Raw genomic sequence first — 26273 nt, 5'->3', positions numbered from 1 at the left:
GCAGACTGGACGCATGGCGCTGCCCCGCGAGTACACGAACCAAGCCTGTTCGATGGTCCGCGCACTGGAGATCGTCGGCGAGCGCTGGACACTGCTGATCGTCCGCGACGCCTTCTTCGGCGTCCGCCGCTTCAGCGATTTCGTCGAGCACCTCGGCATCCCGCGCGCGGTCCTGACCGAACGGCTCGAGTTCCTCATCGGCGAAGGCGTGCTGGAGCGCGTGCCGGGACCAGGCAAGCGAAGCGAGTACACGCTGACGGCAAAGGGACGAGAGCTCTGGCCCGTCATCCGCGCCTTGGTCGCCTGGGGCGACCAACACTACGCGCCAGCCGGACGCCGCCGCGTGTTCGTCCACGCGGGATGCGACGGCGAAGTCGCGCAGTCGGGGACCTGCCAGCGATGCGGCGACCCGGTGACGCCCGCCGAGACGGTGATGACGCCGGGCCCGGGATTGCCGCCACCCCCGGAACACAGCCAGGTCAGCGCGATCCTCTCCCAGCCGCGTCCCCTTCTGCAGCCCATCCACTGAACCCTTGCACGCTCCCGGGGAGCCACCGGCTAAAATCGCGGCCGCTTCCTTGAGGCCCAGGCCGATTCCGCCGTACTCCTCCGGGATCATCGCTCCCAGCCACCCGCCGGCGGCGAACGTCTTGACGAAGTCCCACGGATACTCGTGCTTGCGGTCCTTGTCCAGCCAGGAGTCGTTGTCGAACTTCGGTGGAGGCCGGCGGCCTTCCGGCCGGCTCCGTTGAGGCCGGCCTGCAGGCCGGCGACCTCACCCGGTCAGTCGTCAGCCGGCGCAGCAGAGCGTTCGGCCTCCACCAGCGGCACTACTGGCCCCCGCACTTCGAGGGTCTGGCTCGCGAGCCGAGCGAAGCGCCGCATACCCGGACCCGGCGTCGTGCCGGTTCACCGTCCACGGACCGGCTGGCACGGCGCCGCCTGCGTCGGGTTCCCGCAGGTGGCGCCGTCGTCTCGGCCGGTCAGGTACCGGGGGTGACGGGGGTCTTGGACACCCCCTTGCCGCCGGTGGCGGTGTTCGATGCGCCGATCACGTTCGGCTTGTTCTGGGACACGCAGTCGCTCTGGTTCGTCGAGTTGATGCCCCAGCCCGACTTGTTGGTCACCACGAAGGTGTTCTTGGTGAACGTGTTGCCACAGCCGGTTTTCTCCCACACGTTGTGGGTCTGGATCCCGTCGAGGTAGCCGTTGCTGATCTTGTTGCCGGTGATGGTGTAGTTGTCGCCCTTGACGTCGATGGTGGAGTCGGCCGAGTTCTGGTTCTTCTCGCCCGTGCCGTCGAGGGTGTTGCCGGAGATCAGGCCGTCGTGGGTGCCTTCCTTGATGTCGATGGCCTCGGCGGCGACGCCGGGGCCGATTTTGTTGTCGAGCACCTGGATGTAGTTGCCGCCGTCGGGCGACTGGCCGCCGTTGGCGCCGTAGCATTCCCAGTTGCTGTTGGCCGAGCCGAGGTAGACGCCCTCGCCGTAGCCGGGTTGTTCCTTGCCGGTGTTGGTGATGGTGGAGTTCTTGATGGTGCCGTAGGCGCTGCTCTTGCGGAAGTGCACGGCCTCGGCGCCGACGTCGTGCACGGTGACGCCGTCGATGGTGACGTGCTGGGCGCCGTCGAGCACGATGCCTTTCTTCGAGTCCTTGACCGTGAAGCCCTTGAGGTTCCAGTAGCTCGCGCCCTGCAGCCACAGCCCGTAGCCGGTCTGGCCGGACGGGCAGTCGGTGTCGCCGGGGTTGAACAGCGGGTCGTGCAGGACGGCCTTGGCGCTGCCGGTCAGGGTGATCGGCGCGGACGCGGTGCCGGGCTTGGTCGCCACGAACGCGCCGCTGTAGTCGCCGTCGGCCAGCACGATCGTGTCGCCCGGCTTCGCCGCGGACAGCGCTGCGGAGAGCTGGGTGGCGGTGGCGACGCTGATCGTCGTCGCCGCGGGGTGCACGAGCTGCCCGGCCAGGGACAACGCCGCGAGTAGCTTGATCATCGGGTGACCCCTTTCAGCCGATGTTCTTCAGGAACAGGGATTTGGCGGTGCTGGTCTTCGTGTCGTCGACGCCGTGGCCGTGGGTGTAGTCGCGTTGTTCGTTGTGGGCCCAGTCCGTGATCGGTGTACCGCCGACGTCCAGGTGGTGGAACCTGGAGCCGTCCCAGCCGAACTGGTAGATCTTCGCGCGGTCGGCGTAGTACGGCGTGTACGCGGCGTCGGCGGTGACCTGCTTGGTCATGGTGTTGTTGAAGAAGACGTTGCGGGGACGGGAAGATCCGGACCACTTGACCGCCTTCTGCCCGGTCGACCAGTAGATCGGGAACCACGTCGATTCGTCGGGCCCGTCGCCGCCCTCGCCGCCGCAGTGCGCGGTGCAGTTGCCCGACCGGTGGGCGTAGGAGACCTTGTTCGTGTTGTTCTCGAACAGGTTGTTGCGCTCGTAGCCGCCGTGGATGTTGAAGTCGGAGTCGATGTCGTTGCCGATCACGACGTTGCCCGACGCCGACCACTGGAAGGTGAAGTGCCGCAGGTCGCGGGTGGTGTTGCCAGCGTAGAGCGAGTCCCAGACCCGGGAGCCGCGGAAGTAGCCGTTGCCGCCCTTGCCCTTGTTCCACGAGCCGTCCAGCTCGTTGTTCACGATCTGGAGGTTCTTGGCCTCCTCGGTGACGATCGGGTGTGAGCCGGTCATCGTCGCGTGCGTGTTGCGCACCCAGGAGTTCGCCGCCCACTTGAACACGATGCCCTGCATGGCCAGCGACGGCGCCAGGTTGCCGTAATTGTCCTTGGCCTGCGCCTCGGTGATGCCCGGCGGGGCCACCTGGCCGAACGTGAAGTCCTCGAAGCCGACCCCGACCACCGGATCGACGATCGGCGACGCCTTCGACGCGTAGACGCTGCCGTCGATCGCGGGCGAACCGTCCGAAGTGGAGTCGACCGGGACGTCGTACTCGAGCGGCTTGTCGATCGACACCGTGTGGTTCGTGGTGTCGATCGCGGTGATGGTGAACCACTGCTGGCGCATGTGCAGGTTCTCCAGCGGCCACGTCGTGGGGTACGCGCTCATCGACTTGTAGAAGTCGATCGAGTTCGCCGCCCGGATGTTGATGAAGCCGCCGACCTTCATGTTCGTCGTTTTCGCGCTGGTGGCCAGGTAGACGGTCTTGTCACCGGTCCGCGCCGCGAAGCCCTTGTCACCGGGCTTCTCGCGCAGCTTCGCGCCGGCCTTCCAGTGCACGTTGATCGTGCCCTCGAAGATGTCCTTCCGGTTGGCCGGGGCGGACTTGTAGTCATTGGCGTAGCTCGGGTCGACGCCGCGCGACTGCACGCGGAAGAGGCCACGGCCCGGCCACAGCCAGCCGCCGGACGCGTCCCCGTAGTTCATGTTCTTCTGGTCCCACTGGTCGCCGTCCGGCGTGAGCACGTCGTACTCGGTGTTCTTGTCCGGGGCGTAGACGAACTTCGTCTTGTCCATTCCGGCGCCGCGCAGGATCAGGTAGTTCGCGTCGACGTGGATCTCGTGGGTGACGTTCAGCGTGCCGGCCGGGAAGGTGATCAGGCTGAGCTTCGTGTAGCTGCCCGACGGCGAGCACGACGCACGGATCTTGTCGATGGCGGCCTGGATGCCGGCCGTGTCGTCGACACCGTCGTCGGGCTTGACCTTGTAGGTGCTCGCGAGCTGGGCCGCGGTGATCCGGCAGCTCGCGCTGGGGTTCACGGCGTCGGCGCCGGGCAGGTTCAGCCCGCCGCGGAAACCGGCCTTGCTCCAGTCGTACAGGCCCGGCACCGGCGCCGCGCGGTTGCCCGCCGACGTGTCCAGTGTGGTCAGTGCACCCGGGCCGGGCGCGGCGACCGCGGCTGGGCCCGAACCGACCGCCGCGACGCACGCGGCGGCGACGGCCGCCAAGGCCGCACCTTTTTTGTTGCGCGACAAAGAAACCTCCGAGATTGAGGGCGCAGATCGATTCGACTCCGGCTCGGCGCGGCACGGCACGCCGCCTGTCCGGCGCGTGCCGGCCGGGCGAACCGGAGGACGTTGACATCGGCCGAAAGCGGGTAACGCGGCTGAAGGCCACCGTCACTCCCGCCTCGTTCACGGTGTGCGGCAATCGCCTATCCGGACAAAATTCCTCCATAGCTGGGCTGGCTCGGCCAGGACTGCTTGAAGGCGGCGGGTCTGCCGACCATACCTCGGCAAGTTCACTTAGTAAAGTAACTTTCCGAACGCGCAGGGTGCTCGGCGTGAACTTGACAGCGGGACACCCGCGGATCATCCTCGCGCGCGGCGCTGCACGACGCGTTGAGCGCATCGGAACACCCGGTCATTTGACTCGACCCCGTCACCGGAAGGCGACGCGGCCGTCGTCCGGCGGGCCCTCCACCAGCAGGACGGGCCCGCCGTCCTGGTCAGGCACTCTAACGGCGGCGCGGTCATCACCGAAGCCGGGACCCACGAGAAGGTCGCCGCGCACGCCTACATCGCCGCGTTCCCGGTGCGCCGGTGCCGCCGCAGGACGGATTCCTGTTTCTGGACAGGGAGAATTGCCACGAGTCCTTCGCCGACGAGGTCAGCCCGCAGCCCGCGGCCGTCGCCGCCCACGTCAAGCAGGCCGCGACCGGCGCGGAGCACGTCCCCGGTTCAGGCGTAGACCTCGAACTGCGCGAGCTGCCCCGCGGGCCAGCCGGTGTTGGCGGTGAAGGTGATGCGGACATAACGCGTGTTCGTGCTGGGCACGCCGACCGTGACGCTGTTGCCGCGGGCCGGGTCGAAGGTGTACCCGGCCGGGCCGGCCAGCGTGGTGAAGGTGCCGCCGTTCGCGGATCCCGAGATCGAGAGGGTCTGGGTGCGGGCGGCCCAGGCACTCACGGGCGGCAGGCCCAGGACGATCCGGCTGACTGCGGTCACGACGCCGAGGTCGACCTGGATCCATTGCGGGAACGCCTTGTTGGTGCTTTCCCAGTAGGTACCGGAATTCCCGTCGACGGCGTTGCCCGAGGAGTAGCCCTGGGTGTGGCTGCTTTCGGTGGTGGCCCGGCCCCTGGCCAGGTCCGTGCCGCTGTTGGTGGGCAGCCCGGGTGAGGTCGGCCGGACCGCGGTCAGCGGCAGCTGGCCTTTCAGCATCCGGCCGCCGTCGGCGGTGAGGCGCAAGTAGTAGTCGGACGAACAGGGCGTGCCGTCCTCGTCGAGGGCGAGCAGGCCGGAACCGGCCGGCGTCATCGACGCGTTCTCCGCCGTCTTGGCGATCTGGTTGCCTTCACCGTATTCGTCGAACATCGAGATGTAGAGACCCTGCGCGCCGGCGCGGATCATGTTGTAGAACTGGCGCCACATGAAGTCGCCGTGTGCACGCTGGCGCGCCGAGACGTCGCCGGGCAGCACGCACGGCTGGTAGTCGATGCCGTGGGCGGCGCACTCCGCGACGTCGGGGACGTTCATGTTGGTGTACATCCAGTCCGAGTCCGCCGCGGTGCCGATCGCGCCGACCATCCACGGCGAGATCATGTCGAACGCGTGGTAAACGTCCGAAAAGCCCGGGCGCGAGCCGCCGGTACCGCTCCGCCACTCGCGCGGGACACCGCCGATCACGTAGCAGCCCTGGCCCTTGAACCAGTTCACGACATCAAGGCAAGCCGCGGCATCCCAAGGGTGGTTCGCGTCGTTGTAGCCGAACCCCCAGATGCAGACCACCGGCTTGCCGTTCTGCCGGGCGTAGGCCGGAGAGGCCGTGTGGGCGGACATCTTCGCCGTCCAGTCGGTCTTGATCTCCGGCTGCATGTTCGCCCAGCCGGTGACGTCGTACATGATGTAGAACTTCCGCCCGTGCGATTCGGCCGCGCTACGCACTTTCGCGGCCATCGCGTCGCGGGTGGCACCTTCGGAGCTGTTCGGGTTGAACCGCTGCAACGCGGCGGTGTCGCAGCCGTTCTGCTGCATCCAGAGGAAATGCGTGTCGACGGTTTGCTGGTCGTACGACGAGAACAACGTGGCCGGCTCGCCGCTGCCGAAGTTCTGATACGCGGTCGGGTACTTGCGGGTGTACTCACGCATGTCCGGCCACGCCCGGATCACGTTGTTGTCCGGCGACGGCGTCCGGCTCCAGTCTTGGCTCCAGTGCCACCAGCCGCCGATCGGGGCGCCATCCCCGGCGCAGGCGAACCATCCCTGGTAGCCGACGGTGACCTTGCCGACGACATCGCCGGGCGGGCTGGCGGCGTACGCGACGCCTGGTGCGCCCGCCAAGGACAGCGCTCCCCACGCCGATGCCGCCGCCGCCGAGCCGATGAAGGTTCTCCGGGAGATCTCCATGCCGGTCCCTCTCGTCCGCCAGTGCACGAGTACGTGGCCAGAATGTAGGCGTCCCGACAATGCTTAGCAAGAGTTGGACCGCTTTCAGAAATTTTCGTACCGACGGTCGCAAGGGACGTCACCAGCCGGCGTCGTTTCAGGCGCGACGGCGGGCGGTCGTCTCCAGTGCGTCGCCGATGACGCGCGCGCTGCCTGGCACTGGATCGAACCCTCAGGCGCACTGCCGGTGGCGATCCCCACGCCCGCAGACTGGATCGCCGCGCGGGTCACCGGCGCCCAGCTGGTCAGGATCGCCGCGGGCCGGTGTTCGCGGATGAGGTCCTCGATCAGCTCCGCCGGGCCGGTTCGGCTGGGCCGGCGATGCCCGGTCGGTGAGCAGCACGGTGCCCGGCACGTCAGACCCACTGCAGCGCGTCGTCGTGGGACAGGCGCGGCAGCCGGGGGAACCACGGGTTCTCCCCCGGGTGCCCGATGTTGACGACCAGGATCGAGCGGAACCGCCCCTCCGGGAAGAACTCGGCGTCGACGGCGGCCGCGTCGAAGCCCGCCATCGGACCGGCCGCCAGCCCGACCGCGCGGACGGCGAGGATGAAGTACCCGGCCTGCAGGGTGGCGTTGAAGGTCGCGGTGTCCGCGCGCATCTCTTGGTTCGCCGCGAAGACCTCCTTCAGCTCCGGCTTGTAGGGCAGCAGCGCCGGGATGTGCTCGTGGAACCGGGTGTCCACGGCAAGGACGGCCACCGCCGGCGCGGACTGCGTCTTGGCGCGGTTGCCTTCGTCCAGGTGTTTGACGAGCCGGTCGCGGCCCGCGCCCGGGCGGACGAACAGCACGCGCAGCGGCTGGGTGTTGGCCGCCGTGGGCGCCCACCTGGCGAGTTCCCAGATCTCCGACAGCTCTTCGTCGCTCACGGGGGTGTCCGCGAAGCTGTTCGCGGTCCGGGCGCCGGTGAACAGCACGTGCGTGGCGTCGGGAGCCAACCGCTTCAGGGCGGCGTTCATCGTGTTTTCCTTTCGTGACAAGAGTTATCCGGACAGGCCGACCGGGTGGCCGATGTCCTCCCGGATGGCGTGCAGGCCGGTCAGTGGACCGTCGACCTGCATGAGCCGGCCCATCGTCAGCGGCCCGAGGTCGACCGGCGCGTAGCCGAATTCCTCGGCCACCGCCCGGAACCGGGCCTTGGCGGCCGCGTCGTCCCCGGCGTGGAAGAGGATGCGGCGGCCCGCCGGCGTGACCGGGTCGGCCGCGATGACCGGCCCGTAGAGGTTGTCGAACGCCTTGATCACGTGGGCGTCCGGCAGGAGCGAGGCGACGAACTCGCTGCCGCCGACATCCAAGACGTCGAGGACGGCGGCCGGCGGCGGGTCCGCCCACTGGTTGGTCGCATCGATGAGGATCCGCCCGGGCCGTGAGGGAAGCGCTTTCAGTGCGTCGCGCACGCGGCGCCAAGTCACAGCCAGGACGACGAAGTCGGCTTCGCCGGCTTCGGCGATGGTGCCGGCGGAGGCTCCCGGACCGAGCCGGGAGACCAGCTCGGTCAGGGTTTCCGGTCCCCGGCTGTTGCTGAAGACCACTTCGTGGCCCGCCTCGAGCGGGTGGCTGGCGATGGCCTGGGACAGCGTCCCGGCCCCGATCATCCCGAACTTCACGTCAGTACGCCTCCGGCAGCAGGTCGTCGTCCGGCTGGTCCGCCGCCCACCCGGCCAGCTCTTCCCGCCGGGCGTAGCCCCCCGTCCGTCGCGGACGGGGGTGCAGCCGTCCCGAGACGTTCGCGGCCTTCATCTCTGTCTCCCACATTTGGTTAACGTGTTAACCAAAAGCTACGCCGCAACTTGTTAACGTGTCAACCACTTCGGTAGGCTCGGGAGCATGACGCAGGTGCGGTGGCTGGACGAACGGGAACAACGGGCCTGGCGGAGCCTGATGGCGATGCAGGAGGGCCTGACCGAGTTCGTCGACCGGCAGCTGCGGCACCGGTGCGGTCTGTCCAATGCGGACTACCAGGTGCTCGCGCACCTGTCGGAGGCGCCGGACCCGCTGCGGTCCTACGAGCTCGGCCGGCTGCTGCACTGGGAGAAGAGCCGCCTGTCCCAGCACTTGACGCGCATGGAGAAACGCGGCCTGGTGCGCCGGGAGCGCTGCGACACCGACCAGCGCGGCTCGGTGATCGCCATCACCGCCGAGGGCACGAAGCTGATCGAAGCGGCGGCCCCCCAGCACGTCTCGGACATCCGCGAGATCGTCATCGACCACCTCACCTCGGAGGAACTCGACGCGCTCACCACGATCAGCGCCAAGGTCAACGCCCGGCTGGCGGCGCAGGACGGGGACTGAGCGCGGCTACGCCAGCTCTTCGACGTGCCCACCCGGCGAGTACTCCGCCCACCCGGGGTCGCCCGACCCGGCGAACGCGACCCACGACCGGTGCATCCGGGTGGCGAGCGCGGGGGGTGGTTCACCGGTGCCCAGCAGCTTCCGCGGCCCCCGCAACGCGGGCAACGCGAGGTTGTCGAACACGAACGGCAGCTCCATCACGTGACTGGCGCCCAGCTGCCCGTCGACCGCGTCCGACCGCCAGCCGAACTCGTAGCGGTAGGTCGGGCCGGCGGTGTGGGCCGTGGCCAGCGCGTGCGTGCCGGTGCGGAACAGGCCGTCACTGAGCACCCTGGTGCGCAACTCGGCCGGGCCGGCGTGCGGGTACCGGCTCCGGTAGCCGCGCACGGCGTCGTCGGGGTCGTGGTGGAAGAGCGCTGCCGTCTCGCGGACGTCGAGGTCGGTGCTGCCCGCCAGCTTGCCCACGGGCGCGAGGTAAAGGCTGCCCTCGTCGCGGTTGTCGCCGATCAGCAGGTCGACGGCACTGCCACCGGCGGCCGCGACCGGCTGGCGTTCGCTCACCAGGCTGAACGACGTGATGCCGCCCAGCGGGTGGTGGTGCGTGGGCGTGCGCAGGGCCAGCCCCGCCAAGTCGGCCAGGACCGCGACGAGCCGGTCCTCCGGGACGCCGGCCAGCGCCGCGGCGGAAGGCTCGACACCGAAGTGCCGGCCCACCCGCTCGGTGACCATGGCGGCCTGCTCGGGTGTGAAGGCCCCGGTGCCGCTGCCGCTCTGGACGATCGCCCGGCGGAAGAGACCGGCCGCGGCCGGCTCGGCGAGCACGCCACCGACGATGATGGCGCCGGCGGACTGCCCGGCGAGCGTGACGTTGTCCGGGTCGCCGCCGAACGACGCGACGTTGTCCCGCACCCACCGCAAGGCGGCGATGACGTCGAGCAGGCCCCGGTTGCCCGGCGCGTCCGGGAGGTGGAGGAACCCGGGGATGCCCAGCCGGTAGTTGACGGTCACCAGCACGACGCCGTCCCGCGCGAAGGCCGTGCCGTCGTACAGCGGTGCTCGGTTGGAGCCCGCGACGAACCCGCCGCCGTGGACGAACACCAGCACCGGACGCGGCGAACCGTCCGCCGGCGGGGCCCAGACGTTCACCGTCAGGTAGTCGTCGCCGCGCTGCCAGCCCGGGCCGAAGTACGGGGACATGTCGAGGACGCCGAAGGAGTCGCGGGCCGGCTGCGGCGCGGTGGGGCCCGGCCGCGTCCCGTCGCGCACTCCGGACCACCCCGGGTGGGGATCCGGCGGGGCGAACCGCCGGATCCCCAGGGGTGCCTTGGCGTAGGGCACGTCGAAGTGGACGGTGCCGTGGTCGTGCCGGCGACCGCGGACCGGTCCCCCGCTGGTGGTGACCGTGCTGAATTCGGCCGGAGTCATCCTGCGTCTCCTGTCTGGCTCAGTACCGGGGGAACGGGGCCCAGTTCTTGATCCCGAACCCACTGCCGCGGTGTTCGACCTCGAGCGCGCTGTGGCCGCTGAAGTGGGCGGGCAGGACCAGCGCGGCGGAGTCCGCGGCCCAGCCCAGCAACCGGCGGCGCGTCGCGCGGGCCTGCGCCGGGTCCTCGCAGAAGCAGCTGTTGTGCTCGGCGTGGGTGACCTGGAGCGGGGTGTGCATGAGGTCGCCCGCGAACAGCGCCCGGTCGCCGCCGGACTCCAGCTTCACCACGCTCGATCCGGGGGTGTGGCCGGGCGCGGCCTCCAGGCGCAGGTTGCCGTCGATGACGTGGCCGGCTTCCCACAACTGCACCTGGCCGGCGGCGTGCACCGGGGCCACGCTGTCCTCGAAGACGTTCTCGTTGACCCCGCCCGCGATCCCGGAGTTGTTCGCCGGGTTCCAGAACTCGAAGTCCGCCTCGGGCATCAGGTAGGTGGCGTTGGGGAACGTCGGCACCCAGTTTTCGCCGTCCCAGCGGGTGTTCCAGCCGACGTGGTCGACGTGCAAGTGCGTGTTGACCACCAGGTCCACGTCCTCCGGCCGGACGCCGGCGCGGGCGAGGGCACCCAGGTAGTCCAGGTCGAGGTGGTCCCACGCCGCCACCGCGGGCCGGGCCTTGCCGTTGCCGACGCCGGTGTCCACGACGATGGTCCGGCCGCCGCTGCGCAGCACCCACGACTGCATGGCGACGTGCACCATCGTGTCGTCCGCGCCGAGGTGGTCGGGCACCAGCCACTCGCGGTGCTCCTGCCAGGCCTCCTCGGGCACGTCGGGGAAGAACTGATCGGTGGGCATGATGGGGCCGTGCGTCTCCTCGACGCGGGTGACGGTGACCTCGCCCAGTGCGATCTGGTCCATGACGGTTCTCCTTGCGGTGAGGGGTTCGGTCAGCAGCCGAGGTCGGCGACGACGAGGTTCGGGTCCCGCCCGGTGACGTAGGCGGCGCTGAACACGTAGGCCGTGCGGCCGCGCACGGCCACCGAAGTCGGGTTCTGCAGGCCGTCGGCCGGGGTGAGCACGATCGAGTGGCTCCCGTCGGGCCGGACGAGCGCGACCTCGCTGGGGCCGTTGAGCGCGGCGAGCAGCTCGTCCCCCCGGCCGGTGAACGCGAAGTCGTCGATGCCTTCCAGCCCGGTGGCGACCGTGCGCACCGCGCCGGCGCTGCCGTCCCGCCGGATCGGGATGCGCAGCACGGTGCCCCGGTCGAGGTTCGTGGCCCAGACCGCACCCGCGTGCAGCTTCAGGCCGTTGGCGCCGAGGAAGCCGGTGGAAGCCAGTTCGGGAGCGGTCGACCAGGCGACCGGGGTGCCGCCGGCCGCGGGCACCCGCCACAGGGTGCCGAGCACGGAGTCGGTGACGTAGAGGGTGCCGCTGCCCTGGTCGAGGGCCAGGCCGTTGGGCAGGCCCTCGGCCGGGAGCGCGGCGATCCGCTGGGGCCGGCCGCCGGGCCGCAGCCGCCACACGCCGGTGAGGTCGGCCGTGCCGGTGGCGTAGAGGAAGTACAGCGTGCCGTCGGCCGCGCGGGTGATCCCGACGGTGAGCGGGAACCCGAGCACCGGCGTGTGGACTCCGCCGTCGGCGGGCGCGGCCAGGGTGGCCAGCACGCGGACGGCGCCGCTCGGCGAGATTTCGGCGATCTGACGTCCGGCCGCGAACGTGACGTCGGCGGCCCCGCCGGGCGCCAAGGCGACGTTTTCCGGCGTTTGCCCTGCGGCCAGGTCGAAGTGGGCGGCGATCCGCGCATCGCGCAGCGGTGCGGAGACGGCGGACGCGGGCGTGGCGGTCAGCGCGACGCTCGCGGCGGCCAGGACGGACGCGGACGTCATGGACCAGGGCAGCTTCTTGGACAACGTGGTTCCTTCGCTTGTTTTCGGGCGCGCGTCGGCGACACACCGGCGCGCGGGGGTGTGGTGGGGTCAGGTGGGCCGGGTCAGACCGGTGTCGAGGCCGGGGCGGTGTCCCGTTCGACCGCCTGGGCGAGCAGCGTCAGGGCGGCCTGGGCGGGCGAGCCCGGTTCCGCCGTCGTGACGACGACGGCGGGCCCCGGCCCGCTGCTCAGGGTCTGCTGGAGCACGGTGAGGGTGCCGACGAGCGGGTGCCGCATCTCGTACGGGGCGACCGCGCAGGCCTTGACCCGGTGGTCGGCCCACAGGCCGGCGAACTCGGGGCTCTTGGCGCTGAGCTCGCCCACCAGGGCGTGCAGCACCGCGTCGTCCGGGTGCTCCCCCGCCACCAGCCGCAGGTTCCCGACCACGGCGCGGGCTTTGGCCGCCCAGTCGGCGTAGAGCTCCCGGGTGTGGCCGTCGAGGAATACCAACCGGGCCATGTTCGGACGCTCGGCGGGCCGCGCCGGGGCCGCGAAGTCGAGGTGGCCGGCGAACAGCGCGTGCCCCAGCCGGTTCCAGGCCAGCACGTCGGTGCGCCGGCCGAGCACGATCGCGGGCACCCCGGCCAGTGCCTCCAGCAGCTGACCGGCCGCCTCGGTCACCCGTTCCGGTGCGGGACGCCGGTACCGGGGACGGCGCCGGTCGGCGCGGGCCAGGTCGTGCAGGTGCCGCCGCTCCGAGTCGTCCAGCCGCAGCGCCCCGGCGATCGCGTCGAGCACCTCGGCCGAAGCGCTGAGGGACTGTCCCTGCTCCAGCCGGGTGTAGTACGAGGCACTCACCCCGGCCAGCAGGGCCAGCTCTTCCCGGCGCAGCCCCGGCACGCGCCGGCGTTCGCCGTAGGTCGGCAGTCCGAGTTCTTCGGGCCGCACCTGGGCTCGCCGGGCCTGGAGGAAGGCTCCGAGCTGCGTCTTTCCGGTCATGGCTCCAGTATCGCCTCGCCTCGCCGCCGTCAGCCTGACCCAGCCGGGGGTGGGTAACGGCGGGGCTGGTTGCCGGGCGCCCGCGCGGGTGGACTCACCTCGTGACCATCACCAGTGACCTCGACGTGACCGGCTTCGCCTTCACCAGGAGCGCGTGGGTCGACGCCGCCCCCATCCGCGTCTACGAGCTGATCAGCGACGTCTCCGCGATCGGCCGGTGGAGCCCCACGGCGAGCGGCGTCGCCTACGACGACGGCGACGGCCCGTGGCCGGGCGCGTGGTTCAGCGGCGCCAACCGCCGGGAAGACCGCGAGTGGACCACCCGGTCCCAAGTGGAGAAAGCCGACCCGGGAACCGCGTTCAGCTTCGTCGTCGGCGGCACCGGCGACGGCATCGTCCGCTGGGCGTGGGACTTCCGGGCCCAGGGCAGCGGGAGCCTGGTCCGGCAGTCCTGGCGGCTGCTGCGCTTCGACCCCGTGCTGGGCCGGACCCTGGCCGAACTGGAGGCGCTGCGCGAGTACATGGCCGCCAGCGTCGAAACCACCCTGGCGGCGCTCGCGCAATGGGTCGCCGAGCAGGGCGGATCGCTACGGTAGCAACGACGGAACGGCCGGCCTCGCCTGACAGGCGAGGCCGGCACTCGTTCGTCGTGCATCAGCTGCGGCGCCTCTTCGAGCACCGCATCGCCCCGCAGAGCCAGGCCGCTCGTGCCGGCGACCGGGCCGTAGGTGGTGAAGGAGCGAGCCGATCCTCAGTGGACGGTGGCTGGTCACGGTGCCTACCGGCCGTCCCGCGACCGCGGCGCGACGAGCTGCTCGATGCGGCCGGTCTTCACGTCGTAGCGGTAGCCGGACACCCGGATGCGGCCGGACACGGTCGGTGCGTCGAGGATCGCCTGAACGTCGACCGGGACGGTGTCCGCCGGGTCGACGACCGCGGTCCGCCGGAGCTCCTCGTCGTCGAAACCGAGTTCGGCGAACCCCTTGCGCAGCTGTGGGTCGGCCATCAACGCCGACCCGCAGTCCGTGTGGTGGACGACCGCGATTTCGAACCACTCGGCGTCCGGGGTCTTGGTCTCGTGCAGGTAGCTGATCCACGCCAGATCGTCCAGAAAGGACTGGTTCGCCCGGCCGCCGACCGTGCGGGCGACGATGGCGTCCCCCAGCTCGAGGCCCATCGTGGCCGCCGGGTCCACCCGGGGGTCGATGCAGGTGAGGACGTAGACCTGCTTGTTCGGGATGAACGGGATGTCCGGAACCTTGGCCTTGGCGTCGGTTTCGGCGAAACGGGCGTTGTTGTCCAGCAGTTCCTTCAAGGTGCTCATGCCTCCAGGCTGCCGACGCGACGAAGACGGGACCAGGGGCAGGACAGCCACTTCGCGAAAGGCTTCGGCCACTACGACGCGCGCAGCGGCTCCCCCGCCGCGCGAGACTTCCGGTAAGCGGTCGGTGTCGTGCCGAGCTCGCGCGCCATGTGCAAGCGCAGGTTGGCCGCCGTGCCCAGCCCGGTGCGCTCCGCGATGTCTTCGACCGGCAACGGGGTCGACTCGAGCAGCCGCTGCGCTTCCAGCAGCCGCTGGGTGGCCAGCCAGCGCATCGGAGTCATGTCCGTCCGGGCGCGGAACTTGCGCGCGAAGCTGCGCTCCGGCATCCCCGCGTGCCGGGCCATCTGCGCGACAGTCAGTGGCCGGTGCATCTCCCCGACCATCCACCCGAACGTCGCGGACAGTCCGTCGTCTTCGCTGACCTGGCTCGCGAACTGCGCTTGCCCGCCCGGCCGGTGCGCCGCGACCACCAGGTACCGCGCAACCCGGGACGCGGCCGCCGCGCCGTGGTCCTGCCGGATCATGTGCAGGCACAGGTCGATTCCGGCGGAGAGGCCGGCGCTGGTCAGCAGCCGGCCGTTGTCGACGTAGAGAACGTCGGGATTCAGCCGGACCGCGGGGAACCGGCGCCGGAACTCCGCCGCCTCCCGCCAGTGCGTGGTCGCGACGTGACCGTCGAGCAAACCCGTGGCGGCCAACGCGAAAGCCCCGATGCACACCGACGCGATCCGCGCGCCGCGGGCGTACGCGGCCCGCAACGCCTCCAGCACCTCCCGCGGCGGGTCCACCAGCGGCCGGAAACCCGGCACGACGATCGTGTCCGCCCGTTCCAGCGCCTCCAGTCCACTTGCGACATCGATGGTGAACGGCGACTGGGTCGCCACGTGTCCCGGGTGCGGGGCGCAGACGTCGAAGCGGTAGAGGTCCGCCTGCTCCTGGTGCCCGAACGCCTGCGCGGCGATGGCGAGGTCGAAGGCGATCACCCCGGGCAGCACCAACGCGACGACGCGGTGCGGGTCGGACGGTGACGAACTCATGGGTCCGAGTGTCCCACTCCCCGTCCGGTCAGGACAGCTCACACGGTGGGTACGCACGACGACTCATGAGGGAAGCCGATCCGCAGGATCGCGGCGGCACCGGCGGCGGCGAGCACAACCGCCGCGCCCAGCAGCAGCGCAGGCTCGTAGCCATGGCGCAGGAGCGGCGCGACGACGAGCGGGCCGAGGATCTGCCCGAGCGAGTAGCCGACGGTCAGCAGCGCGACGGCACGCGGGAACCGCAGGTGGTTCCCGGTGGCGAGCGCGACGTTGCTGACCCCGATGAAGGTCGCTCCGAACAGGACCGCCGCCACCAGCGCCGCCACCATGCCGCCGAACAGGGCGGGAAGCGCGATCCCGGCCGCCTGGACCACCAGCGCGGCCAGGAGGACGTCGGGCCGGGCCCAGCGGCGGCCGAGCCGGGACCACACGATCGAGGACGGCATCGCGGCGAGCCCGACGACGATCCACGCCACGCCGCCGAGCCAGGGCGGTGTGGTCCGGGCGACGGCCGCCACCAGGAACGTGCCGGCGATGATGTACCCGATGCCCTCGAGGGTGTAGCTGGCGAACAGCGCGGTGAACCACCGGTGGGTCCGCGGCCGGGAACCGGGCTGCCGTTCGAGGGCCGGAGGCGGTTCCGGGGCGAGCCGCCAGGCCACCGCGGCGAGCACCGCGCACAGCCCGGCCGTGGCCCACCACGCGGTGCGCCAGCTCCCGGCGAGGGGGATCCCCAACACGAGCGCGCCGGACAGCACGATACCGAACCCGACGCCGCTGAAGCTCCAGCCGGGCAGGTGCGCCGGGTGGTCGCGCAGGTGGCTGAGGACCGAGCTGACCGCGAAGACGAACACGGCGCCGCTCGCGACACCCGCGAGAAAGCGCAACGCGATCCAGCCGGGTACGCCGGTGGTGAGCGGCATCGCGGCGAGGGTGGCCACGAGCAGGAGCAGCCAGCCGCGGTGGAAGCGGGCGGAGCGGCCGAGCACGGGCAGCATGCCGGCGACCGCGCCGAGCAGGTTCCCGACGTAGTTCGCGGTCGCCAGGGAGGCCGCCGCCGTCGCGGTGAGACCGGCGTACGCGGTCATCAGCGGGAGGATCGGCGTGTAGGCGAACCGGCCGACACCCATGCCCGCGGCGAGCGCCGCGGCGGCGCGGACCACGTGCGCCCAGGCCGCCCGCCGCTGCGTCGGGTGGCCACGGTGGAAGGAGAGCGTGCTCATCGAGGTTCCCATCGAGCGGTTCAGTGTTAGGTGCGGGAGATCAGGTGATCGGCGCGGTCCGCGGCGTAGCGGCGCGGCGCACATGCCGCCCTGGGCCGCGCCGGTGTGGGACCGGGCCGGGTAGAGCTTGGTGAGGGCCGCGGTGCGGGCGCGCCGGCCGGACTCGATGGCCGCGCGCATGCCGGTGCCCGCGATCACCACGTCGTACTTGTGGAACTGCATTCCCGCTCCTCCGGCACCGACGTCACTGGGTCCAGCGAAGCCGCCGTCGGACCGGAAGTCCACGACAGCCTGCCGAAGAGTGGTAGGCCTGGCTTCGCACCGCTGGTCGCCGCGGTGGCGTGTCACGCGGGTTACACCGCCGTTCACGGCGCGCGGTGCCCGGGAAACCCGGCTTAAGCTCTCGACATGGAACTCCGGCAGCTGAGGTACTTCGTCGCCGTCGCCCAGGAACTGCACTTCGGGCGGGCCGCGGAGCAGCTGCACATCTCGGGACCGGCCTTGTCCCAGCAGATCATCGCGCTGGAGAAGGAACTCGACGTCCAGCTGTTCGTCCGGAACCGGCGGACCGTCCGCTTGACCGAGGCCGGCCGGTCCCTGCTCGGCGACGCCCGCCAGATCCTCGCGCTGGCCGAGGGCGCCGGTCGGCGCGCTCGGAACCAGGCGGCCGAGGCGAGCCCGCTGCGGCTGGGTTACGTCAGCTGGCTACCGGACAATGTGGACTCACTCGTCGGCCCGGTGGTCGCGCTGCGCATCGACGACTGGGTGCTGCCGTCGCACGCGCAAGCCGACCGGGTCGCAGAAGGCAGCCTCGACCTCGCGTTCGCGTGGGTCACGGCCGCGGAGGTCGCCGAGCGAGGCCTGACCGCGCACCTGGTCCGAGCGGAGCCGCTCACCGCCACCTTGCCCGGGATCAGCGGCACCGAGCCGGTGGCCGCGGCCGAGGTCACGGTGCTGGTGGACGCGGACGTTTCGGCTTGGTCGTCGTGGAACCGGTTCGCCGCGGAGTTCGCCGCGCGGACGGGGGCGCGGGTCGAGAGGATTTCCGACGGCGGGATCACCGGTGAAGCGTTCCACGCCCACATCCGCCGCCTGGGCGCTCCCGTGCTCACTTCACCGAAGCGCCACACCGCGGCCGTGCCGCCCAGCCTGGGCCGACGACCGATCGCCGACCCGGTTCCCCTGTGGACGTGGTCGCTGCTGCACCGCGCCGACGACAGCCGCCCCGGGGTGGCGCACGTCGTCGAGTCCTTGACCGCGTTCGCCGAGAGCCGCCACTGGACGTCTTCACCATCGGCCCCGTGGTGGCTGCCCGGCGACGACCCGCACCACGCTGCCATCCGGGCCGGTGACTAGCGAGACCACGTCGACCCTTCGGTGAATCTCGACCACACGGCCAAGGCTTTGCTGAGTGCCGCGTTCGGCGACCGGGGCGGGACCGACATGGGTCCGCTCGTCACGCACGAGCACCGAGAGCGGGTGCTCTCTACGTCGAGTCCGGGCGGGTCGAGGGTGCGGTGACCGTCGTCGACCGACGCGAAATCCTGGATCAAGGCAGCGGGTATTTCCTCGGCGGCACCCTGTTCGACTGCGTTTCGGCGCACATGCGAGGCGAACCAGCACCGTCACGGCGCGTACACGGGTGCCTTGAGGCGCCGTGCCCCACCGCGATCAATCGAAAAAATTACGCGTGAGGCTTGGCACCTCGCCGGTGCACGGCGATTCTCTTCTCATGAACTGTCGTAGAAGGGCGCCGAACCCCGGACCGGGCGCCGCACCGAGCGACCCACCCTTCTGGCGCCTTGCTTTCCGTCTGCTGCCTGGTCCGGCGTGGGGTGTCACGTATGCCGTCCTGGGCATCGCCGGGGCAGTCGAACTGGCGTGCCGCGCACCGTATGCGGTGACCATCGCAACTTTGGCCGCGTTACCCGTCGGAGCCGCCGCTCGGTACGGCAAGACGTCGCCACGGCGTCGAGGGGAGATATCAGGGAAGGCTTGAGCGCGTCCGAACGGCCCCGTAGGCGTCCGGGTCGGGGACGTCCGCTTCAACATCGAGATTCACGTCGGATACCAACGCACAGCAAGATCCTTGGCTCGCGTACTCCGACAGCCATCGCGAGGACGGTAACCATGAGACGAGAGCGCCGATCGATCAGGGACGTCAGAAAGTCAACGTGGGCAATCTTCGGCACGATTGCCTTTGTCGTTCTCGTGACATACGCCCTCCGCCGGTGGCTGAGTCCCGGCGACTGGGCCGGCGTTGGCCAGTGGTTCGGCGGCCTGGGCGCGTTGATCGCAGCGTGGGTGGCCCTCCGGATCGCCAGCGACGAGCGGCGGCGCGAGAGCCGCCGAGACGCCGAGCGGCTTCGCGTACAGGCCTTCTCCATCGTCGGCGGAGTAGCAGGATCCGAAGACAGCAACGGCGTGCAGGTGTTCGTCCGAAATACCGGGCCCGAGCCTGTCGTGAACATCGACGTCGTTGCACTGCACGTCATCGGCCGCAGCGAGACATTCGTCGTCGAATGCGCGCCCACGAGCGAGCGCCGACAGGTTCTGCTGCCTGGTGAAGAGTGGCGAACGTGGGTGAAGCCGACGAACGAAGATCTTACCTCGGAGCTGCTCTTGAAGGTCATGGACGGCGGTCCTGTGCCGGAGGTGGTCTTCGACGATCTCGCTGCGACACGCTGGTACCGCATCGGCGACGGCGTGCCGAGGTCGTGACGAACCCACGCGTGCCGACAATGGGATGCCGGCTTACAGTCCGCCGGTAACGCATGTTCTCCAAGGGCTTGTTTCTTTCTCGTCAACTGATGTTCGGTGAAGCGCACTCGGTCTGCGCAACCTCGACCACGGTGGCCGCGGGGCCGCCGGCGTCCCGCTGCCGCGGACCTCGCGCGAGCAGTACACGGCCGGACCGCGCGTGCCTGCTGGTGCTCCGCTGCTGCCGGGCGCCCTGGTCTTCCAAGCCACCGCCGGGCGCATCCACCATGTCGGCCTGTACATCGGCGGCGTCGGCGCGACCAGGTCAGCCGCATCCAGTTGACCGCTGACGTCGACACCGCGCACCTGCATGCCTATCACCCGGGCGAGTCGACGTCCTGCCCACGAGGCGACTCAACCGCCGACGGGCTTCGTGCGTGGAGGGAGCGGCCAGGCCGTCGCGTGTTGACTGTCTGGTGAATTCCGCTCTGTTCCGTTTGTCCGTGTTCCGTGTTACGTTCGGTTGACGGGCCCGCGGTAGTGCTCCGGGCTCGGCGTGCCCGCCCGCCCGGAGTGCTTCGCCGTCCCCGCCAGGCCGGTGCGCGGTTCCGTGCGCGTCCGAAGGGGAGTCCGATGCGCCGTCTCTTCGTCCTGGTTTTCGCACTGCTGTGCACGATCGTTCCCGTGGTGCCCGCGGCCGACGCCGCCGTCGCACCCAAGCCACCGCCGTTGTCCACGCCGTGGACCTCGCAGGTGAGCACCACGAACCCGCTGCCCGAGTACCCGCGGCCCCAGATGACGCGGCCCGACTGGCAGTCGCTCAACGGTGAGTGGGAGTTTCTCAACCCCGCCACCGGCGCGAACGGCAGCGTCGACCGCTACGCCGCGCCGCCGCTCGGGCAGACCCTCCCCGAGCGCATCCTGGTGCCCTACCCGGTCGAATCCGCGTTGTCGGGCATCATGCGCAACGACGACCGCGACCTGATGTTCTACCGCCGCACCTTCACCGTGCCGGCGGCCTGGGCCGGGCGGCACGTGCAGCTGCACTTCGGCGCCGTCGACTACGAAGCCACCGTGTGGGTCAACGGCGTCCAGGTCGCCACGCACAAGGGCGGCTACGACCGGTTCGAAGCCGACATCACCGCGCGGCTGAACGGCGGCGCGAACGAGATCGTCGTGCGCGTCTACGACCCGACCAACGGCCGCGACGAGAAGCAGCCGGTCGGCAAGCAGGCCACCACTCCGTCGGACATCTTCTACACACCGACTTCGGGCATCTGGCAGACCGTCTGGCTCGAGCCGACCGCGCCGACGTCGATCTACTCCGTCGACATCCGCCCGAACCTCGCGGACAACACCGCACGCGTGCGGGTGTTCGGCCGCGGAGACGTCAGCGGCTACTCCGTGCTCGCCGAAGCGGTGACCGGCGGCACCGTCGCCGGCAGCGCGACCGGCGGCTTCACCGAGTTCTCGGTGCCGGTGCCGAACGCGCGGCGGTGGTCACCCGACGACCCGTTCCTCTACGACCTGCGCGTGTCGCTGCGCGACGCCGCGGGCACGACGGTCGACCAGGTCGTCAGCTACTTCGGCATGCGCGAGGTCGGCACGAAGAACGTCAACGGCGTGCTGCGCCCGACGCTCAACGGCGAGTTCGTGTTCCAGGTCGGCACGCTGGACCAGGGCTTCTGGCCCGACGGCCTGTACACCGCGCCGACCGACGCCGCACTGGCCTCGGACCTGCAGAAGCACAAGGACCTGGGCTTCACCATGGTCCGCAAGCACATCAAGGTCGAGCCGGCCCGCTGGTACTACTGGGCCGACAAGCTGGGGCTGCTGGTGTGGCAGGACATCCCGTCGACCACGAACGCGAACGCCGACCGCACGCCCGCGCAGATCGCCGAGTTCGAGACCGAAGCACGCGAGATCGTCGACGAGCACCGCTTCTCCCCCGCCGTCATCACCTACGTGCCGTTCAACGAAGGCTGGGGCGAGTGGAACCTCGCCGAGACCAGGCGCGTCACCACGAACATCAAGAACCAGGACCCGACGCGGCTGGTCGACGCGCACAGCGGGTTCAACTGCTGCGCGTCGAAGGGCGATCCGGGCACCGGGGACATCATCGACTGGCACGTGTACACCGGGCCCGACGCGCCCCGGCCGGCCGGGGCACGGGTGTCGGTGCTGGGCGAGTTCGGCGGGCTCGGCCTGCGCAACCCCGGGCACGAGTACAGCCCCACCGGCAGGTTCTTCGCCTACGAGCAGATGGCGAGCGCGGCGCAGCTGAACGACCGCTACACCGGCATGGTCCGGGACGCGAAACAGCTGATGACCACCAAGGGCCTCTCGGCGTTCGTCTACACCGAGATCACCGACGTCGAAGGCGAGTACAACGGGCTGCTCACCTACGACCGGCGGGTGCAGAAGGTCGACACCGCGCTGGTCCGCGCGGCACACACCGACCTGATCAACGCGTCGAAGAACCTGAACGCCGCGGTGCCGCTGACGCTCGGCCACATCCGGTCGTTCCGGGTGACCACGCCCGGGTACACCGACCGGTACCTGCGGCACGCGGACTCGTTCGCCCGCACCGACGTGCTGACCACGGGCAGCGCCGACGGACCGCGGCAGGACGGCTCGTTCCGGACCGTCGCGGGCCTCGCGAACCCGCGGTGCTTCTCGTTCGAAGCGGTCAACTTCCCCGGGAAGTTCCTCCGGCACGCCGACAACCGCGTCCGCATCGACAGCGACACCGGCGGCACGTTCGCCGCCGACGCCACCTGGTGCGACCGCCCGGGTCTCGCCGCCGGCGGGACGTCGTTCGAGTCGCTCAACCTGCCGGGCCGGTACCTTCGGCACTACGGCGAAACCGTGTACCTGGCCGTGAGCGGCGGCCCGAACCCGTGGGACACCGCGACGAGCTTCGCCGCCGACGCGACCTGGGACGTCTCGGCGCCGGCGCTGTGGCGCAGTTCGGTGCCCCTGGCGGTGAACGCGCGGCAGTCGCTGCGGGTGACGACGTGGGGCTACACCGACCGCTACCTCCGGCACGCGGGCGGCCTCGCCTACACCGAGGTGGTGAACAGCGGCAGCAGCGCGTTGCTCAAGCAGGACGCGACATACACGGTGCGGCGCGGGCTCGGCGAGTCGTCGTGCTACTCGTTCGAGTCGGTGAACTACCCCGGGCAGTTCCTGCGGCACCAGGACGGGCGCGTCCGCAACTCGGTCGACGACGGATCGGCCCTGATGCACGCCGACGCGACGTTCTGCACGCGGCCGGGGCTGGGCGGCACCGGCGTGACGTTCGAGTCGCTCAACATCCCGGGCGCGTTCCTGCGCCACTTCGATTCCGCGGTCTACATCGCTTCCGGTGGCGGAACGGGTTCCGACCGTCCCCAGACGGTGACGGCGGACAGCAGCTGGACCGTCGCGGCCCCCTGGGCCCCGTGAGCGGAGCCGGTCCGGTGTGGACACTCCACACCGGACCGGGCGCAGAGCCGCTATCGCCGTTGTTCTTCGAGCGAGGGATCGCGCACCTCGATCACGATCGGTGCGTCGCCGTCCGCGTCCTGGAGCCGCCATACCCGCGCACGCGCGCCCACCCCCGGCACCTGAGCCTGAAAGAGCATCGGCGATCGCGAGGTCGCCCGCTCCCACATCGCGCACACCCGTCCCTTCTCGGTGTCGACGACGAGCGTGAAGCTATCGACACCGCCGTCCTCGATGGTGGAGACCGTGCGCGCGCAGACCCTGCCTTCGAGCAACTCGATTCGGTCCGTCGCCTCCGCCCAGCGAGCGCGGGCGCGCGTGCGTTCAGCGCTGCGGGCGACGGCGGCGAAATACGCGATCCACAGCACGACAACGAGGGCCGTGAACACGAGGGTGAAGAGGAGGGAGAACCACCAGCCGGGGGTCGGCTCCGTCCACAGCAGGACGCTCGCCTCGACGCCCCCCACCGCGCAAAGGACGAGGAGCACCAAGAGCACGGCGCGGCTGGTCGTTCGCAGCGGGCCACGAACCGGCAACTCGACGGGCGGCGCCGGATCCGGCCAGCGGTCGACCAGTACCACGACCTGCCCTGCAGACACCGAGTTCGATTCGGCCATGGCGGGAGTCTACGGGGCCCCTTCACAGCGGTGCCAACGCCGCGCGCGGCGCCGGGGGCCTCCCGCCACAACCGCAGGTCCTCGACCTGGCTTGCCCGCGCAGTCGACGGAGCAAGCGGTATCGCTATTGCCGTCGGGAGCCCGCGTTTTCGCAGTCGTCCACCGAGATGATGCCCGCCTCGACCGGCGCGGTTTTTCCGTACTGTGCTCCCGTGATCACGAAGACCAGGCCACCCTTCCGAGGGCCACGGAGGTCGTCGAGGGGAATGGTGAACCGGCTGTACCCCGCCGGCATGGGCGAGGACATTCGCGTCCACTTCCCGGCGTTGCCGAGGTCACGGTTGACGAAGAAGTCCTGATTGTCGTTGTCCGTGACGATGATCGTTCCGTTCGGCCCACCCGAGTCCGTCCACGACACCACGGGCGCTCCGTTCGGCGCGTCACCATTCCGGTCGAGGAGCGGGGTGTCCCTGGAAAACCGGAACGACTCCGGGTCCTTCGCGATCCGGTAGTGCACGTGGTAGCTGTAATTGTTTTGATCGGGGTTGTCCGGGTCGTCGGGCGCCCCGAATTCGTAGGTCATGATCCACCGGCCCCTGTTCAGCTTGGCCACGGTGGTCATGCCCGGTCGTTCGGGGTACGTCAGCCCGGTCGCATCGTCGACCACGGGACCCCACGTGTGCAGGTCCGTGCTGGTCTGGTGGGCGAGCTTCTGACCGAAGCGCGGGTCCCGCTGGTCGGAGTAGTAGCAGATCAGCCTGTTGTCGTGCAGCAGCAGGAAAGGCTCCCACACCGGCGTCGCGCCGTTCGTCGTGTCGGGCGGTCCGCCCCGGGCAACCGTGCTCAGGAACTGCCAGGTGAGTCCGCCATCCTTGCTGGCATAAAGCCGGATATTGGTGCTGGTGAAGCTGTCCAGCCAGTTGCAGGCGAAGAGCAACGCGCCCTTGGGCAAGCCGGCGAACGCCCTGGGCAGTTCGTACAGGAACGGCTGAAGGGAGAATCCGGTGGCCTCGTCGGCGTTGGGCACACTGCCCCGCTGCTCCCAGGTGCGGCCACCGTCGTCGCTCCGGTAGAGCGGGAAACCCGGACCGCCTCCCCCTTGGAACGTCGCGAGCAGCGTCCGCGACATCCCGGCAGGTCGCCCGGCGGTAAGACGCACGGCCCGGGCGTAGGACGCCCACCCTCCCGGGTTCGCCACGACAACGGGCCCGAACGGAGTCTCTCCAGGCACCTTTTCCGTCTCCGCGAACGCCGGCCCGGCCAGTCCCCACGTCGCCCCGACAGCAACGCCTGCGCCTGCGCCGAGGAACATCCGACGGGAAAACTGCGAACGGCCGCCGGGCGGATCATCTGCGTGTGCTGAGTGGCGATCCTGCACGATTGCCTCCTCGGTGACGCCCCCGCCCACCACGCACGCCCGGGTGCATGGCCTCGATTCTTGCGGAGAAGGTGCGGGGTCGGCAGCGCCTCGGTGGACCACTTCGTCTGGATAGTGAACTAAACTCGCCGACCTGGCCACTGTCAAGGACGAGGAACCGTATCCACGGCGCGTATGGCCGAATTCAGGATATGTAATTTACTTGAGACGAACTACACGGCCCTGATGCCCCGGCCCGTCCCGGCCACCGCACTGCTCGCGGCGGCCGGGAAACCCAACCCCGCCCGGACAAGCGGGACCCCCGGGCGTCGAAGCCGCGCTCAGGCGGCGCGGTGCTCCACCTCGTCACCGCGGTAGGGGCCGGGCTTCGGGCGCGGCTTCCCGCCCGGGAAGGCCAGGCGCAGGATCGTGCGGTGCACCGTGCCGAGCTGGCGGGACAGCGGACCGGTGTTGTACGGCAGGCCGTAGCGCCGGCAGATGTCGCGCACCTGCGGGGCGATCTCGGCGTAGCGGCTGCTGGGCATGTCCGGGAACAGGTGGTGCTCGACCTGGTACCCGAGGTTGCCGCTGAGCAGGTGGAACAGCGGGGAGCCGGTGATGTTCGCCGCGCCGACCAGCTGCCGGACGTACCAGCCGCCGCGGGTTTCGTCGCGGACCTCGTCCTGGCTGAACGTGTAGGTCTGGTCGGGGAAGTGGCCGCAGAAGATGATCGAATGCGCCCACACGTTGCGGATGATGTTCGCCGTGAAGTCGGCCCGGAACGTCGCGGCGAACGTCCCGCCGCCTTCCTTCCGGACGGCGGCGAGCTGCGCCCGGATCGCGCCCCGCACCCCCCGGCCGCGGGCGCGGTCGGCCAGGACCCGGCGCCGCGAACGGGGCTCGGGCTGCCGCAGCCTGCCGACGGCGGTCGCCGCGAGCGCGCTCACCAGCGGCCAGCCGACGTAGTCCTTCAGGATCTGGTCGCGGGCCTTGCCCGAGATGCCCTTGATGTCGTGCCAGACGTCCTTCAGCGGCTTCTTCCCGGCGCGGATGGCCTCGATGTCCAGGTCGTGGACCGCGACCCCCCATTCGAAGAAGGCCATCAGCAGGAGGTTGTACAGCGGCTGCGCCAGGTACGCCGGGTGCCACCGCTGGTGCGGGTCGATCCGCATGATCTCGTAGCCGAGGTCTTTGTCCTTGCCGCGGATGTTGGTGTAGGTGTGGTGGATGTAGTTGTGCGAGTGCTTCCACGCCGCCGCCGTCGAAGCGGTGTCCCAGTCCCAAGTGGACGAATGGATGGCGGGGTCGTTCATCCAGTCCCACTGGCCGTGCAGGACGTTGTGCCCGATCTCCATGTTCTCCAGGATCTTCGCGACCGCCAGGCAGCCGGTGCCCGCCGTCCAGGCCACTTTGGACCGGGAGCCGAGCAGCAGGACCCGGCCCGCGACCGCGATCTGCCGGTGCAGCCGGATGACGCCCTTGATGTACCGGCGGTCGCGCTCGCCGAGGTCGGCGCGGACCCGGTCGTGGATGGCGTCGAACTCGCGGGCGAGCTCGGCGAGCTGGGCCTCGTTCAGGTGGGCGAACGGGTGCGTTGTCGGGGACATGGGTT

The 26273-nt window shown here is 70.2% G+C and carries 22 protein-coding genes and 2 pseudogenes; 7 read left to right on the top strand and 17 right to left on the bottom strand.

Annotated features, from left to right (window positions below):
* Window positions 1–13 precede the first annotated feature (13 nt).
* Window positions 14–529: a helix-turn-helix domain-containing protein gene (locus HUT10_RS47565; protein ID WP_176177221.1), complete on the top strand. Its 516-nt coding sequence runs from the start codon at window positions 14–16 to the stop codon at window positions 527–529.
* 42 nt (window positions 530–571) lie between these two features.
* Here HUT10_RS47565 and HUT10_RS52380 read toward each other — a convergent pair.
* From HUT10_RS52380 to HUT10_RS47535, 7 genes and pseudogenes are all read right to left on the bottom strand, one after another.
* Window positions 572–694 (bottom strand): annotated as a pseudogene (locus HUT10_RS52380) (acyl-CoA dehydrogenase family protein); the annotation flags it as partial.
* 289 nt (window positions 695–983) lie between these two features.
* Complete coding sequence (locus HUT10_RS50220) at window positions 984–1991, bottom strand: right-handed parallel beta-helix repeat-containing protein (protein ID WP_217709717.1); 1008 nt, start codon at window positions 1989–1991, stop codon at window positions 984–986.
* A gap of 13 nt (window positions 1992–2004) precedes the next feature.
* Entirely contained in the window at window positions 2005–3897 is a 1893-nt protein-coding gene (locus HUT10_RS50215) for a hypothetical protein (RefSeq protein ID WP_217709716.1), read from the bottom strand.
* Between the two features lie 732 nt (window positions 3898–4629).
* On the bottom strand, window positions 4630–6297 hold the full coding sequence (locus HUT10_RS47550; RefSeq protein ID WP_176177220.1) for a discoidin domain-containing protein: 1668 nt from the start codon (window positions 6295–6297) through the stop codon (window positions 4630–4632).
* A 395-nt stretch (window positions 6298–6692) separates the two neighbouring features.
* Window positions 6693–7295, bottom strand: a complete 603-nt coding sequence (locus tag HUT10_RS47545; RefSeq protein ID WP_176177219.1) for a malonic semialdehyde reductase — start codon at window positions 7293–7295, stop codon at window positions 6693–6695.
* Between the two features lie 24 nt (window positions 7296–7319).
* Window positions 7320–7943 (bottom strand): NADPH-dependent F420 reductase, encoded by a 624-nt coding sequence (locus tag HUT10_RS47540; RefSeq protein WP_176177218.1) that lies wholly within the window; start codon window positions 7941–7943, stop codon window positions 7320–7322.
* 1 nt (window position 7944) lies between these two features.
* On the bottom strand, window positions 7945–8091 hold the full coding sequence (locus HUT10_RS47535; protein WP_176177217.1) for a hypothetical protein: 147 nt from the start codon (window positions 8089–8091) through the stop codon (window positions 7945–7947).
* 72 nt (window positions 8092–8163) lie between these two features.
* On the opposite strand from HUT10_RS47535, the gene HUT10_RS47530 reads away from it, so the two are divergent.
* Window positions 8164–8628 carry a MarR family winged helix-turn-helix transcriptional regulator gene (locus HUT10_RS47530; RefSeq protein ID WP_176177216.1) on the top strand — a complete coding sequence of 155 codons (465 nt, stop codon included), beginning with the start codon at window positions 8164–8166 and terminating at the stop codon, window positions 8626–8628.
* A gap of 6 nt (window positions 8629–8634) precedes the next feature.
* Here HUT10_RS47530 and HUT10_RS47525 read toward each other — a convergent pair whose 3' ends face one another.
* From HUT10_RS47525 to HUT10_RS47510, 4 genes are all read right to left on the bottom strand, one after another.
* Window positions 8635–10053, bottom strand: coding sequence for a carboxylesterase/lipase family protein (locus HUT10_RS47525; RefSeq protein ID WP_176177215.1), 1419 nt, complete (start codon window positions 10051–10053; stop codon window positions 8635–8637).
* A gap of 19 nt (window positions 10054–10072) precedes the next feature.
* Window positions 10073–10969, bottom strand: a complete 897-nt coding sequence (locus tag HUT10_RS47520) for an MBL fold metallo-hydrolase (RefSeq protein ID WP_176177214.1) — start codon at window positions 10967–10969, stop codon at window positions 10073–10075.
* A gap of 29 nt (window positions 10970–10998) precedes the next feature.
* A complete protein-coding gene (locus HUT10_RS47515) occupies window positions 10999–11961 on the bottom strand; it encodes a hypothetical protein (protein ID WP_254897361.1) in 963 nt (320 codons plus the stop codon).
* An 80-nt stretch (window positions 11962–12041) separates the two neighbouring features.
* Window positions 12042–12917 carry a helix-turn-helix domain-containing protein gene (locus tag HUT10_RS47510; RefSeq protein ID WP_176177213.1) on the bottom strand — a complete coding sequence of 292 codons (876 nt, stop codon included), beginning with the start codon at window positions 12915–12917 and terminating at the stop codon, window positions 12042–12044.
* A 101-nt stretch (window positions 12918–13018) separates the two neighbouring features.
* On the opposite strand from HUT10_RS47510, the gene HUT10_RS47505 reads away from it, so the two are divergent.
* Window positions 13019–13513 carry an SRPBCC family protein gene (locus HUT10_RS47505; protein ID WP_176177212.1) on the top strand — a complete coding sequence of 165 codons (495 nt, stop codon included), beginning with the start codon at window positions 13019–13021 and terminating at the stop codon, window positions 13511–13513.
* 182 nt (window positions 13514–13695) lie between these two features.
* On the opposite strand, the gene HUT10_RS47500 is transcribed toward HUT10_RS47505, so the two are convergent.
* The 3 genes from HUT10_RS47500 to HUT10_RS47490 all read right to left on the bottom strand — a co-directional run bounded on the left by HUT10_RS47500 (window position 13696) and on the right by HUT10_RS47490 (window position 16723).
* Entirely contained in the window at window positions 13696–14241 is a 546-nt protein-coding gene (locus tag HUT10_RS47500; RefSeq protein ID WP_176177211.1) for a carbonic anhydrase, read from the bottom strand.
* Between the two features lie 71 nt (window positions 14242–14312).
* Window positions 14313–15278: a GlxA family transcriptional regulator gene (locus tag HUT10_RS47495; RefSeq protein ID WP_176177210.1), complete on the bottom strand. Its 966-nt coding sequence runs from the start codon at window positions 15276–15278 to the stop codon at window positions 14313–14315.
* Between the two features lie 38 nt (window positions 15279–15316).
* A complete protein-coding gene (locus HUT10_RS47490; RefSeq protein ID WP_254897360.1) occupies window positions 15317–16723 on the bottom strand; it encodes a YbfB/YjiJ family MFS transporter in 1407 nt (468 codons plus the stop codon).
* A gap of 186 nt (window positions 16724–16909) precedes the next feature.
* Here HUT10_RS47490 and HUT10_RS47480 point away from each other — a divergent pair, with 186 nt between their 5' ends.
* The 4 genes and pseudogenes from HUT10_RS47480 to HUT10_RS47465 all read left to right on the top strand — a co-directional run bounded on the left by HUT10_RS47480 (window position 16910) and on the right by HUT10_RS47465 (window position 22648).
* Window positions 16910–17857, top strand: a complete 948-nt coding sequence (locus tag HUT10_RS47480) for a LysR family transcriptional regulator (RefSeq protein ID WP_176177209.1) — start codon at window positions 16910–16912, stop codon at window positions 17855–17857.
* Window positions 17858–18631: 774 nt separating this feature from the next.
* On the top strand, window positions 18632–19222 hold the full coding sequence (locus HUT10_RS47475) for a hypothetical protein (protein WP_176177208.1): 591 nt from the start codon (window positions 18632–18634) through the stop codon (window positions 19220–19222).
* A 142-nt stretch (window positions 19223–19364) separates the two neighbouring features.
* A pseudogene (locus HUT10_RS47470) lies at window positions 19365–19511 on the top strand (NlpC/P60 family protein); the annotation flags it as partial.
* Between the two features lie 323 nt (window positions 19512–19834).
* Window positions 19835–22648, top strand: coding sequence for an AbfB domain-containing protein (locus HUT10_RS47465; RefSeq protein WP_176177207.1), 2814 nt, complete (start codon window positions 19835–19837; stop codon window positions 22646–22648).
* 50 nt (window positions 22649–22698) lie between these two features.
* Here HUT10_RS47465 and HUT10_RS47460 read toward each other — a convergent pair whose 3' ends face one another.
* The 3 genes from HUT10_RS47460 to HUT10_RS47450 all read right to left on the bottom strand — a co-directional run bounded on the left by HUT10_RS47460 (window position 22699) and on the right by HUT10_RS47450 (window position 26268).
* Window positions 22699–23304: a hypothetical protein gene (locus HUT10_RS47460; protein WP_176177206.1), complete on the bottom strand. Its 606-nt coding sequence runs from the start codon at window positions 23302–23304 to the stop codon at window positions 22699–22701.
* A 124-nt stretch (window positions 23305–23428) separates the two neighbouring features.
* On the bottom strand, window positions 23429–24682 hold the full coding sequence (locus HUT10_RS47455) for a sialidase family protein (protein ID WP_254897359.1): 1254 nt from the start codon (window positions 24680–24682) through the stop codon (window positions 23429–23431).
* A gap of 320 nt (window positions 24683–25002) precedes the next feature.
* Window positions 25003–26268, bottom strand: a complete 1266-nt coding sequence (locus tag HUT10_RS47450) for an acyl-CoA desaturase (protein ID WP_176177205.1) — start codon at window positions 26266–26268, stop codon at window positions 25003–25005.
* Window positions 26269–26273 lie beyond the last annotated feature (5 nt).

The organism is Amycolatopsis sp. Hca4, from assembly GCF_013364075.1.
Classification (GTDB): domain Bacteria; phylum Actinomycetota; class Actinomycetes; order Mycobacteriales; family Pseudonocardiaceae; genus Amycolatopsis.
This window is presented reverse-complemented; position numbering and strand designations above follow the sequence as displayed.